The organism is Paenibacillus sp. 7541 (genome assembly GCF_002276395.1).
Classification (GTDB): Bacteria; Bacillota; Bacilli; order Paenibacillales; family Paenibacillaceae; genus Paenibacillus_AQ; species Paenibacillus_AQ campinasensis.
Map to the genome: position 1 here is coordinate 48,564 of NZ_NQLZ01000045.1, position 13,196 is coordinate 61,759.

9 protein-coding genes and 1 pseudogene are annotated in these 13,196 nt (G+C 51.2%); 6 read left to right on the forward strand and 4 right to left on the reverse strand.

What is annotated here, in order from left to right; translation table 11 throughout:
* Window positions 1–58 precede the first annotated feature (58 nt).
* Both CHH75_RS22550 and CHH75_RS22555 read right to left on the reverse strand, forming a co-directional pair.
* Entirely contained in the window at window positions 59–1,069 is a 1,011-nt protein-coding gene (locus tag CHH75_RS22550; protein ID WP_095399208.1) for a sensor histidine kinase, read from the reverse strand.
* Window positions 1,066–1,758 carry a response regulator transcription factor gene (locus tag CHH75_RS22555; protein ID WP_095399209.1) on the reverse strand — a complete coding sequence of 231 codons (693 nt, stop codon included), beginning with the start codon at window positions 1,756–1,758 and terminating at the stop codon, window positions 1,066–1,068. The genes CHH75_RS22550 and CHH75_RS22555 overlap by 4 nt, the downstream gene beginning before the upstream one ends.
* A gap of 238 nt (window positions 1,759–1,996) precedes the next feature.
* Between CHH75_RS22555 and CHH75_RS22560 the strand changes: the two genes are divergently transcribed.
* The 5 genes from CHH75_RS22560 to CHH75_RS22580 all read left to right on the forward strand — a co-directional run bounded on the left by CHH75_RS22560 (window position 1,997) and on the right by CHH75_RS22580 (window position 10,505).
* Window positions 1,997–5,575, forward strand: a complete 3,579-nt coding sequence (locus CHH75_RS22560) for a collagen binding domain-containing protein (RefSeq protein ID WP_095399210.1) — start codon at window positions 1,997–1,999, stop codon at window positions 5,573–5,575.
* A gap of 107 nt (window positions 5,576–5,682) precedes the next feature.
* A complete protein-coding gene (locus CHH75_RS22565; protein WP_095399211.1) occupies window positions 5,683–6,330 on the forward strand; it encodes a class D sortase in 648 nt (215 codons plus the stop codon).
* A 122-nt stretch (window positions 6,331–6,452) separates the two neighbouring features.
* Window positions 6,453–7,463: a GNAT family N-acetyltransferase gene (locus CHH75_RS22570; RefSeq protein ID WP_176475641.1), complete on the forward strand. Its 1,011-nt coding sequence runs from the start codon at window positions 6,453–6,455 to the stop codon at window positions 7,461–7,463.
* A gap of 294 nt (window positions 7,464–7,757) precedes the next feature.
* Window positions 7,758–8,735, forward strand: coding sequence for a ring-cleaving dioxygenase (locus CHH75_RS22575; RefSeq protein WP_095399213.1), 978 nt, complete (start codon window positions 7,758–7,760; stop codon window positions 8,733–8,735).
* 219 nt (window positions 8,736–8,954) lie between these two features.
* Window positions 8,955–10,505, forward strand: coding sequence for a BCCT family transporter (locus CHH75_RS22580; protein WP_095399214.1), 1,551 nt, complete (start codon window positions 8,955–8,957; stop codon window positions 10,503–10,505).
* 73 nt (window positions 10,506–10,578) lie between these two features.
* Here the strand turns inward: CHH75_RS22580 and CHH75_RS22585 are convergent.
* Together CHH75_RS22585 and CHH75_RS22590 are read right to left on the reverse strand one after the other, a co-directional pair.
* A pseudogene (locus CHH75_RS22585) lies at window positions 10,579–10,780 on the reverse strand (iron chelate uptake ABC transporter family permease subunit); the annotation flags it as partial.
* Window positions 10,781–10,783: 3 nt separating this feature from the next.
* Window positions 10,784–11,641 (reverse strand): ABC transporter ATP-binding protein, encoded by an 858-nt coding sequence (locus CHH75_RS22590; RefSeq protein ID WP_095399215.1) that lies wholly within the window; start codon window positions 11,639–11,641, stop codon window positions 10,784–10,786.
* A gap of 350 nt (window positions 11,642–11,991) precedes the next feature.
* Between CHH75_RS22590 and CHH75_RS22595 the strand changes: the two genes are divergently transcribed.
* Entirely contained in the window at window positions 11,992–13,041 is a 1,050-nt protein-coding gene (locus tag CHH75_RS22595) for an NAD(P)/FAD-dependent oxidoreductase (RefSeq protein WP_095399216.1), read from the forward strand.
* Window positions 13,042–13,196: the final 155 nt, after the last annotated feature.

Consider the following 13,196-nt stretch of genomic DNA (forward strand, 5'->3'; position numbering starts at 1 on the left):
TGGTCCTTGTTTTCCTTCGATTGAACGAACAAAAGCATAAAGGCATGTGACATTGTTGTCACATGCCTGTCGTCTGAACCACATCCTGGCTGCGGGGAAAGGTCAGCGTGAAGGTCGTTCCGGCTCCTAACTTCGATGCAACCTCGATCCGAATGGAGAGGGCATCGGCTGCTTTTCTGGCCAGATAGAGTCCCATGCCGGTCGACGCGGTATCCTTGTGCATGGAGGTCGAGGTGAAGCCTTTGTCATAAATCCGCGGTACATCCTTCGGGTCAATCCCGCGTCCGAAATCCCGGACGTGAAGCTGCACATGGCCCTCGTCATCCCAGCCGCTTGTCACGGAGATATCGGAGCCGTCGCTACTGTATTTTACCGCATTGGTCAGCAGCTGCCGGACGATAAACCCAAGCCATTTGGCGTCTGACAGCACCTCACTGCCCGGGATGTCGAGTTCAAAACCGATGCCTTTTTGAAGGCACCAGGACTGCAAGGACTTGATCTCCTTGGAAAGGATGGGGGCAAGCGGGATTGTCTCGATGAACAAGTCATTCTCGATAAAGGCGATCCGCTTCTGGTGGAGCTGCTGATCCAGCAGCAGGTGCACACGGAGCCACTCGTACATCAGTCTGGACTTCAGTGAGGGGTCCTCCAGCCGCTCGATCATTAACTGCATCGTCGTCAGCGGGGTTTTCACTTCATGAATCCAGGACATCAGGTCGTCCTTCTCCCCCTCCAGCTCAGCCTTGTAGCCTGATACTTCCCGCCGATAGCGATTCGTTTGCTGGTGGAGAGCCTGCATGACGAGTTCCTCAAACGGACGTTCAGGGTGAGCAAGTGCACCCAGGTCATACGTGTCGTCCCAGGCAGCCAGTTGTCTGTAGAACCGGGTTTCCCTCTGGTATCTGACAAACAGGAACACAATGAACACGAGCGTTGACAAAAACACGATATACAGCAGGGAGCGAAGCGGGATCGAAATGTCGATGGCGGCCACGGACAGCACGAGCAGCTGCAGGAACAGGAACAACCCGATCCAGCTGAGCCGCTCCCGTAGATATTGCCTGATCATAGCTCGCCGGCCTCTTCCGTGGCGATATACCCTTGACCGACCTTCGTTTCAATGAACGAGGCCAGCCCGATGGACTCCAGCTTCTTGCGCAGCCGGTTCACATTGACGGTCAGCGTATTGTCACTGACAAACTGCTCGTTATCCCACAGGCTCTGAATGAGCTCTTCGCGGCGGACAATCTGATTTTTGCGCTCGATGAGCATCTTCAGAATATACATCTCGTTCTTCGTCAGCTCCACAGTGCCCGCTTCGTTCGTCATTGTATTCTTCACATATTCGACGGTGGCGCCGCGCCAGGTTCGCAGATCGATTCGCTCTGTATTATAGTTGTACACCCGGCGCAGGGTGGCCTGGATCTTCGCAATCAGCACCTCGAAATGGAACGGCTTCTGAATGAAGTCATCGGCCCCGAGCTGCATCGACATCACCATGTCGGTTGGATGGTCCCGCGAGGACAGAAAGATAATCGGCACATTGGAATGGGCCCGGATCATTCTGCACCAATGGAAGCCGTCGAACTTCGGCAGCTGGATATCGATGATGACCAGATCGGGCTGAATGTCAGCAAATTCCTGCATGACCTTCCCGAAGTCCTGTACGCCATAGACGTTGTAGGACCACTGCTGCAGCCGGTCTCTAATTTCATGGTATAGCGTGATATCATCCTCAATTAGCATAATTTTAAACATGGAATCACCAAGTCACCACATTTCTTGTCATCAGCTTGTCTTTATAGTGTATAGCAAAAGCGTGGGATGATGCTATCTACGCTTCCAGAATCAGATTCCGAGGAATGTTAGGTTTGTAGAGAAATTGTAAAGAACCCAACTATATGATTGTTTGAGATACCCTTCTCTTCTTAATGTTATAGACAGCCAGTGTTCTTTGGACAGGGATCAATATACTAAGAGGGTGGATATTTCAGGTATGAGAAAAAAAGGGATGATGCTGACTTTGGCTATCCTGCTGCTCCTGCATGGCATGTTCGGATCGGGATGGGGGATAGTACACGCCCAGAACGCGGACGATGTTGTTGGGGGGGCACCCGGAGCTGGCGCTACCGTAACCGATACGGTGTACGGAGACGATCTGTTACGATCAGGTCAATTGTTTAACACTCAGAGCACCGAGAGCATTCTGACAAGAGTTAGTATTCAAGACAACAATGGTACAGTCATAGATTCGGTATACAACCCTGGTGTGGGGCGGATTGAGCTGGGGATGGATACCGTCCTAATCTTCGAATGGGAATTGCCGAATAACCACGGTTATACGAACGGCTCTACATTCGAGTTTGATATTCCGGCGGAATTCAAACTGTACACCCCCTTCACCGGAACGCTGGTAACGGACGGGCCGGATGATGTCGGAACCTTCTCGGTATCTGTCGATGGACGTGTGGTCATGACATTTAATGAGCATGTCGATAATTCCGAAGTACGGGGAATGGTTCAAATTCAGACAGAGCTGAGCAAGGAGAGTGTTAAGGGAGACGTGGATGTCCCTATTACTTTCCCTGTTCGCGGTGGTAGTCAGGTAGCCGTTCTGAAGGTAAAGCCGACCGGGGGTTCACTGATTGCCAAGAACGGTGAGGTCGCTAAAGATGCAGCTGGAAGACCCTCTACCATCAACTGGACGATTGATGTGAACACCAAGCTGGAGACAATTGAAGGAGCTGTGATAGCGGACCCGGTCCCGGCCGGGCTTACGCTTGAACCGGGTTCCATTAAAGTCTATAACCTTCAGGTTAATGTGGATGGCAGTGCGGTGCCTAAGGATCAAGTGACCACAGGATTTACGGTAGATTCTGATCCTACTGGCTTCGAAATATCTTTCGACTCGGCGGTTAGCACCGCTTACCGGATTGTCTATTCCACGACGATTGGTAAGGGAGATGAAGCGAACTTCCACAACATTGCTACGCTGTCAGGCGATAATATCGCAGATGCGATTGGCGATGCGAATGTGCCGGTAGACCGCGGGGAAATATTGACCAAGCAGGCTGGCCTTTACAACGAGGAATTAAGAACAATTGATTGGGAGATTAGCTACAATTTCCGTGGGAAGGAGATTCCACAGCAGGATGCAAGGCTTGAGGACCGTTTTGACGCCAGTCAGGAACTGGTTAATGGTTCACTGGTAGTAGAGGATGCGGCTACGGGAACGATTCTGAGCGAGAACACTGATTATGAGCTGAACCTTGTGGCCGCAGTTGACGGTAAACACGGCTTTGACCTGCAGTTCAAGCGCGATGTTGATTCCGCTTATGTGATCACATATCAGACCCAGGCTTCGGATCGCGTCATCGAGGATATAACGGTAACCAACAGCGTGTATGCCAATAACGTGACCCGAACAGCCCGGCAAGAGATGAAGAGCCTGGTTCTGGTTAAAGAACGAGGACATGTGGATTACAATGCAAAGACGGTATCCTGGACGATTAGGATCAACCAAGACCGCAAGATCATGGATAATGTTGTACTAACGGATACATTTACTCGTGCGGGGCTCGAGTTGCTGCCGGATACGGTAAGGTTAAATGGCCAGGAAATGGATCCAGCGGAAGTCGATTTTGACCCCATTGATGATGATGTGAAAAAGGGATTTGTCCTCTCCTTCCACAATCCGATCGATAGCGAATACGTCTTGACTTACACGACAGCGTTTAATTATGATGACCTGTCGTCTGGGGGAAGCTTCCGCAATCATGCGGATATTACCTGGGAGGTGGCGGGCGCTAATAAAGCGGCAGCCAGAACCATTGACTTCTCGCCGGACGCTTTGACAAGAAACAATGGCGACAAGAACGGCAGATATGATGCGACCACGAAGGAAATTACCTGGACGATCAGAGCGAATTACAACAAAAAGCCGGTAGCAGCTCCAGTGATTACAGATCAATTGCTGCATAATCAGAAGTTTAAGGAAGATTCACTGCGCGTGTACCGCATGATTCTGACCGGTAGTGCCAATGGAACGGAGCGGGGAGATGAGATCGATTCGTCTCAATATACGTTCACTCCGCCATCTGCAAGCAACGGCAATGAGCTGCGGTTGGAGTTTGCGGGAGCGGTCGATTATCCGTTCCAAATCGTGTTCAGCACGACGCTTGATGGAGAGGTAACAGAGAAGCAGATATCTAACCAAGCTGTATTCCTGAATGGAGCTAACCCGCTTCACCGCTGGAACAGCCAGGCGGAAATTCCGCAGGGCGGAGAGTATGTTGCCAAGACGGGGACTCAGAATGGTGAGAAGATCGAATGGGAGGTTTACATCAATCGGGGTCAATCCTACGTGGAAGAAGCCAAGATTGTGGACATGCCTTCAAGCAACCTTGTACTGGTTGAAGATTCCTTCCAACTGTACGAGACCGAAGTCAGAGCGGATGGTTCCATCATTAAGACCGGTACCACGCTAGAGAGAGATCAAGATTATGAGCTTACGTTCATTTATGGAGATGCCGAAAGTTTCGAGCTGAGCTTTCTCCAACCGATTGAACGGCCGTTTATTCTGGAATATGAAACACTGATTGATGCGAAGGACCGTGATAAAGTCAGCAATACAGTCAGCTTTATGGGATCGGGCATTACAGCTGGTGAAACGGATGCTGTTGAGGAGTTTGAGGTTCGTTTATCCTCAGGTTCCGGTTCAGGTTCCGGGGTTCGAGCCGACCTTGAGATCCTTAAGGTGGACAGTGAGGACTCTTCTATAGTATTGGAAGGGGCAACCTTCGTTCTGAAGGATGCCGCGGGCCTGCGGCCGGATGTGGAATTAACGACAGACGCGGAAGGCAAGGCACTGTTCACCAAGCTCCGGTATGGCGATTATATGATGAAAGAGACTATAGCACCGGATGGCTACACTCTTGATGTGAACGAATTACTTATTAAGATTGACGCTGACGTCAGAAATACCGGCGGCGTCAAAAAGATCACTATAACGAACGCTAAAGTGTCTGTCCCGGAAGAACCGGGAACCGACCCGGAAGAACCGGGAACTGACCCGGAAGAACCGGGAACTGATCCAGGCACCCCGGGCACGAATCCGAGTACGCCGGGAACAACTCCGGATACACCGGGCACGAACCCAAGTACGCCGGGAACAACTCCGGATACACCGGGCACGAATCCGAGTACGCCGGGAACGACTCCGGATACACCGGACACGAATCCGAGTACGCCGGGAACAACTCCGAATACACCGGGCACGGACCCGAGCACCCCGGGAACGACTCCGGATACACCAGAGATGGATGAGGGCGCAGCTGATGGAACGGATGAAGCTTTACTTCCTGGTTCGGAGACCAATGATTTAGGAGGCGGGCTTGCTACTGACAACCAAGCCACCGGTCAGAAGGCCTCTGAAGGAGGTATGGCAGCTGAGGGCAATAACCCTCCTATGTTGCCTAAGACGGGAGAGCGCAGCCCGCTTCCGCTTCAATTGGCAGGCTTCGCGCTGATCATAGCGGGTCTTTTCCTAAGACGCCTGCGTCTAAAACGTTCATAATTGTGAATTCCCCTTCCCTTGGGTCTTGCTTCTGAGGGAAGGGGATTTTAACATTATACGTACAACGAAAGCGCCTAGAGTCTATGCAATGACAAGGAGGAGCACCATTGAAAAAAATTCTCTCCTATGTACTTATTTTGGCGGGTATTGCCATTCTTCTGTTCCCTGTGCTTCGGGATTGGTACCATGACAGACAGCAACAAGCGCTGCTTGAGGAGGCGAAACAAGCAGCTGCCCAAACGAGAGAATCCCGGACGCCTAACGGGGATTTGACCCGTAACTATCAGCAGTTGTCTCACATTTTGGAGGCCGGTGAGAGTGCTTCGGAGGCACCGGAGGCCGGAGAGATTGAAGAAGGAGATCTGATCGGAATTATTGTGATCGATAAGATTAACGTGGAGCTTCCGATTTTGGAAGGGGCAACCCAGGCCAACCTGAAGAATGCAGCTGCACATTTAACGGGCACGGCCCCCTTAGGAGAAGCGGGCAATGGCGCAATCGCTGCACACCGAGCACACAAAACCGGTCGGCTTTTTAATCGTTTGAATGAAGTCACTTATGGGGATCAGATTATCATTAGAACCGACGGGCGTGAGTTGACGTATAGCGTTCACCATATTTCGGTGGTCGAGCCGACGGATGTGACTGTATTGGAAGGGTCGCCGGATGAATCGATCATTACGCTTATAACATGTGATCCGCTGTATGAAGCCACCCACCGTCTTATTGTGCAGGGTCGGCTAATAGAAGTCTAGGGGCTGCTGTTTCTGTATCAAGTTGGCGGATAGATTGGTTATAAACAATTTTTCCCTACCCATCCATATATGAGCATGCCATAATGACGGAGTATAGCGACTGGGGAGGGGGGTCACCTGTAGTGACCAGTACAATCCGGCCGCTGCAGCTCCCGGAGGATTACGAGGGGATTGCACGGCTGTTAAACAGTTATTGGCCTGAGCCGACGACGGCAGAGCGGCTGATGGAAGACGATGCTAAGATGTATACCGAGGGCCACACCTACCTGAATGCGGATGGACTGCTTGCAGGCTATGATCGGACTCGTAGGGTAGCCGTAACAGCGGCGGGTGAAATTGTTGGTTATTTGTTATCGTGGCGTGCTCCTTGGACTGAGCCTGGGCAGATCAACAATACGTTAATTGTGATGAAATCTTATCGCCGACAAGGAGTCGGTCAGCTCTTGGCTAGGCATGCGGCCCTTTGGAGCCAGGGTCTAGGCGCGAAGAGGCTGGTGTCAGAGATATGGGACGATTGTGAGGACTCGTTGCGCTTTGCCAGACATCAAGGATTCACTGTAGAGCGGCATACATACCAATCTGTCTTACCAATGGAGCATTTCGATAGGAGCAGCTTTGGCGGAGTGGAGCTATTTCGAAAGCTGGAAGGGCGCGGACTGAGATTTACAACCCTGAAAGATGAGTTCACCCCTCAGAATGAAGAAAAGCTGTATGAGCTATATAAAGAGACACTTGTTGATATTCCAGGCTTTCATGAGGAGGTGCCTCCGATTAGGGAATGGAGAACATGGCTTCTGGAAGTCGATGGTTACGCTCCGGATCAGGTGCTCATTGCAGCAGATCGTGACCGGTATATTGGCGTTACTAACGTGCTGTATAATCCGAGTACCAAGGGGATGTATCATGAGTATACTGGCGTTAGCAGGAAGTACCGGGGCCAAGGGATTGGGCTGGCATTGAAGCTGAAAGCGATACAGCTCGCCAAGCAGCGGGGGGCTGTGTACATCCGCACTGACAATGACTCTTTAAATGAGCCTATTCTGAGAATTAACAGTCAGCTCGGCTACAAACCTCTACGGGGACAATATAAAATTACCGCCAATATTGAAGATATAGTTCGCTGCTCGTCTTAACAAACGAGTGATCTGAACCCAAAAGAAGAATGCCATGCCTGTTCGTTGGTATTCTTCTTTTTGTTTTGTTTAAAATATCGATATGTATGCTGCATGCTGATTAAGGGAAGGCTTTGAACGTCGCTTTGGGGATAAAGGCTATAGATTGCCTTTTTCACACTATTGACGAATCACATGAAATACTATAGTATTATCTTTAAATTAAGAATTATTATTTAAAATTAAATGAGGGAGCCGGAAGGAACTTGTCGTTAACCAGACTTCCTATATATTTGGAGATGGAGGGCTTCAATCATGAATCAATTAAAAGGGATACATCACGTTACAGCCATTACGAGCAGCGCGGAGAAGAACTACGAGTTCTTCACCTATGTACTGGGCATGCGCCTCGTGAAGAAAACGGTGAATCAGGACGATATCCGGACCTATCATTTGTTTTTTGCCGATGACAAGGGAAGTGCCGGGACGGACATGACGTTTTTCGACTTTCCGGGAATTCCGAAGGGCATGCATGGCACGGACGAGATTTATAGAACGTCATTCCGGGTGCCAACCGATGCGGCGCTGGACTATTGGGTTAAACGCTTTGACCGGCTGCAGGTGAAACACAGAGGCATTCAAGAGCTATTCGGGAAAAAGGTGCTGGTGTTTGTCGATTTCGACGATCAAGAGTATCAGCTTATCTCTGATGAGCTGAACGAGGGCGTGGCATCGGGCACACCATGGCAGAATGGCCCGATTCCGCTGGAGTATGCGATTACCGGCCTAGGTCCGATTTTTGTCCGCGTCTCGAACTTTGCGCAGTTCAAGGAAGTGTTGGAGAAGGTGCTTGCGTTCACCGAGATTGACCAGGCGGGCTCCCTGCATTTGTTCGAGGTCGGAGAAGGCGGAAACGGCGCGCAGGTTGTCGTTGATTACAACACGGTTCTTCCCCGGGCGCGCCAAGGCTTCGGTACGGTTCACCATGCAGCCTTCCGCGTGGAGGACCGCGCTGCACTGGAGCACTGGATCGAGCGTCTGGACAGCTTCAATTTCCGTCATTCGGGACATGTGGATCGCTTCTTCTTCGAATCCTTGTATACCCGGGTGGCGCCGCAGATTCTGTTTGAGTTCGCCACGGACGGCCCCGGCTTTATGGGCGATGAGCCTTACGAGACGCTTGGCGAGAAGCTGTCGCTGCCTCCGTTCCTGGAGTCCAAGCGGGAGCAGATCGAGCGAATGGTACGGCCGATTGATACGGTACGAAGCACGAGAACGTTCGTGAAGGAATAATCGCTTGGCACAGTAAGTGATGAATATGGCCCGGACAGCGGAAGAGGGGAGAGCGTTCCCGGATTTTGCTGTCCGGGCTTTTATCGTATGTTCAGCCGTTCCCCGCACTTGGGTCTCGAAACCCAGCTTCCCCAATTTACCGATTAAGTACATCAAATTTGGTTTAAAAAGAAATACTGAACAGAGTACGATAAACCAGATCAGGTTGGGGTGACACATATGAAAGGGAATCTCCTGAAAAATACGGTGTTTACTGTTGCTGCAATCATTATTGCGGTTCTCGCCGTATTAGGAGCCGTGATGCCGAACGCGTTTGGCGCAACCGCCAGCTTTTTATTCAATGTCACAACAAGCAGTTTCGGCTGGTTCTATCTGTTGTCCGTGTTCGTCATTATCATCTTTCTGATATGGGTGGCGGCGAGTAAATACGGAAACATCCGGCTCGGCGGCGATAAGCAGAAGCCCGATTATCCGTTCTTTACCTGGATCGGGATGCTGTTCTCTGCGGGCTTTGGGGTAGGTCTGGTGTTCTGGGGGGTTGCAGAGCCGATGAGCCATTTCTTCACCACACCGTTCTCCGGGGTGGAGCCACAGACCGAGTCAGCCGCACGGTTGGCGATGGGATATTCGTTCTTTCACTGGGGGATCAGCCAGTGGTCGGTATTTGCGCTGGTCGGGCTGGTGATTGCTTTTCTGCAGTTTCGCAAGGAGAAGAATGGGCTTGTATCTACGGCGCTTGAGCCTGTGACGGGGAACAAGCCTGCGGTGAGGAACACGATTGACATCCTGGCGGTCATCGCCACGGTGATGGGGATTGCGACTTCCATCGGGCTCGGTGTCATGCAGATGAGCGGTGGTCTGAACTCCATTATGGGTATCGGCAACAGCGTATGGATTCAGCTCGGACTTCTGGCGTTTATTTTTGTGGCCTATATGATCTCCTCCACGACGGGACTGGATAAAGGCATCCGGTATTTAAGCAATGTGAACCTGGGGCTGGCGCTTGTATTTCTGCTGTTTGTCTTTATACTGGGGCCTACTGTCTTTATTCTGGAGACCTTTACGCTGGCGCTCGGCGATTATGTGACAAACTTTGTGCAATACAGCCTTCGTCTGCAGCCTTATGTAGGCGGAACCTGGGTGCGCGACTGGACGATCTTCTACTGGGCGTGGGCGATTGCCTGGTCGCCTTATGTAGGCGCCTTTATCGCCAGGGTATCCCGGGGACGGACCATTCGCGAGTTCATCGTCGGCGTCATGGTTGTACCGCCGTTCATTGCCTGTCTGTGGATTGCGGCATTCGGCGGCACAGCCATCTGGTATGATCTCCATGGCGGGGCAGGCATCGCCAATGCGGTGCATGAGGATGTGACCTCGGCTTTGTTCCAGCTGTTCAATCAGCTGCCGTTATCGACAATAACGTCGATTCTGTCTGTCCTGCTGATTCTGACCTTTCTGGTCACGTCGGCGGATTCGGCAACGTATATTTTGTCCAGCATGACCACCTTCGGCAGCCTGAACCCCCCGATGTTGATCAAGCTGGTATGGGGCACGCTGATGGCTGCGATTGCCGGGGTGCTGCTTTATACCGGTGGCCTGGAGGCGCTCCAGACCGCGTCGCTGATTGCAGCGCTTCCGTTCGCCGTACTGCTCCTGCTGCTGATCGTAGCGGTGGTTAAACTGCTGCGCCGCGAGCCGCTTCCGATTCGGAAGTCGGACCTGAAGCGATTTCGGCGCCTGGAGGAAGCGGCAAACAAAGAAAGGAAGTAAGAACAGGAAGCATCCAGTAGCAGTAAATAAACAGCCCCTATCCCGTTGCACATGCTGGATAGGGGCTTTCTCGTTATTTCTTCAGCAGCAGATACACAAAGTATGGAGCGCCGATCAAAGCGACCATAATGCCGCAGCAATGCCGTCAGGATCGGCCAGATTGTGCCCGATGGTGTCAGCCAGAAGCAGCATCCAGCCGCCGATCAATATGGCGACGGAATGTACAGCTGGTTGCGCGAGCCGACCAGCGCCTTGGCGATATGCGGGCCCCGCATGCACTAACGACCAGCAGCGGCAAGAACCATATCCACTTCCGGCTCTTGTTCAAGTAGGTGGTTATCCTCTACTTCTCCTTTTAGCAAATGATAAGTGATGCATACAGGCTTTCCTGTCCGAGGGTCACGGCCGATCTCAGCATCAATATTGAAAACCTTTCTAAGCACGTCGTGAGTAATGACTTCTTCACTTGATCCAGTCTTTACAATCTGGCCGTTCTTCATGGCGATGATGTAATCGGCAAATCGCGCCGCATGGTTAATATCATGGAGAACCATAACGATCGTCCGTTGCTGCTCTTCGTTCAGCTTCTGAAGAAGCTCAAGCACCTCAAGCTGGTGAGCCATATCCAGGTAAGTTGTAGGCTCATCCAGAAAGATCATTTCCGTTTCCTGTGCCAGCGCCATGGCGATCCACACGCGCTGACGCTGCCCACCGGACAGCGCATCCACGGAACGGTATTTATACTGCTGGGTTCCTGTTACTTCAAGCGCCCAGTCGATAACCTCCATATCCTGCTTTGACAGGCGTCCGAAACCCCGCTGATGAGGGAAGCGCCCGTAGGATACCAGCTCGCCTACCGTCAATCCGCCCGGTCCTTCCGGCGTCTGAGGCAGAATGGCCATCTTCTTGGCCAACAGCTTCGTATGTACCCTGAAAATGTCTTCGCCATCCAGTACCACGGAGCCGCCCTGATGCGGGATAATGCGGGTGATCGCTTTCAGCAAGGTCGATTTCCCGCAGCCGTTCGAGCCGATGATCGTTGTGATCTTCTTGTCGGGGATATCTACATTAAGACGGTTCAATATGAGGTTTTCACCATAGCCGACGTTTAATCGGTCGGTACTCAGGCGGGTCATATGAAAAGCACCTCCAAAGGTGGGTATTTATTCATGATAATGATTCTCAATATCAGCCATAATATTAAACGCAGGCTTTCTTTTTGTCAATAAACTTCTTAATTATAAATTTAAAAAATATTAATTTATATAGGAAATAAAAATAATTTATGTTCATTTTTTGACGAAAGCGGGGACGATTAAGCTTGTTTTTCTAAAGAAATCAGGCTTTAAAGATGAGGAAAAGATGAATATTTCATAAATCCGACATTGTAATTGGAGTAGATTGCACGTATACTAAATGATAATGATAATCATTTACGTTATTGGCTGAGAACAGGCCATGAATAATAGATCGGGAGTGAAGATGGATGAGCAATGAGATTTTTGACGTAACCGTCATCGGCGGTGGGCCAGCGGGACTGTATTCGGCTTTCTACAGCGGCCTGCGTGGGATGAAAACCAAGATTATCGAATATCAGCCGATGCTGGGCGGCAAAGTCCATGTGTATCCGGAAAAGATGATCTGGGATGTTGGCGGGCAGACGCCGATTCCCGGTGCGAAGCTGATTGAGCAGATGGTTCAACAGGGCTTAACTTTTAATCCGGAAGTGTTCCTGAATGAGAAGGTGGAGTCGATTTCCCGAAATGCAGAGGGATTGTTTGAGCTTCATACGTCCAATTCAGGCATCCATCTGTCCAGAACCGTCATTGTGGCTGTTGGTGGCGGTATTCTGAATCCGCAGAAGCTGCAGATTGATGGCGCGGATCGCTTCGAGGTCTCCAATCTGAACTATACGGTCAAGTCGCTTCAGCACTTCAAGGGCAAAACGGTCATTGTATCCGGCGGCGGCAATTCGGCGGTCGATTGGGCCAACGAGCTCGAGCCGGTGGCGAAGAAGGTGTACCTTGCTTACCGCAAGGATGCGCTCAGCGGTCATGAAGCCCAGGTTGACCAGCTGCTGAACAGCTCCGTCACCTGCTTCTTCCACACCGAGATTACCAAACTGCTGGCCTCGGATAATCATGAGATGATCGAGCGTGTGGAGCTAACGAACAGCGAGACTGGAGAGGTCACCGTGCTTCCTGTGGATGAGGTCATCATCAACCACGGATATGAGCGTGACATGTCGCTGCTGGAGAACAGCCAGCTGGACATTTCCCGGGTTGATGACTTCTATATCGCAGGCAATGCCCATTGTCAGTCATCCATTCCAGGCCTTTACGCAGCGGGGGATATCCTGCATTATGACGGCAAGCTGCATCTGATTGCAGGCGCATTCCAGGATGCGGCCAACGCGGTTAACAGCGCGAAGCGGTACATAGATCCGGAAGCGCATAAGAGCGCGATGGTATCTTCCCATAATGAAGTGTTTAAGGAACGGAACCGGGAGCTTGTGAAGCAGATGATCAAATCGTAGAGTGATGCATGCTGATCGCTTGGCAATGTTAGGAGCCCCGCTCTTTGCGTCCGATCCCTGGATCTGTAGGCCCTAGGGGAGGCAGGGACATGGGGGTGTAAGCTCCTGAGTTGCTGCATGGATCTATCCCAATTAGCTATATGATTTAAACATAG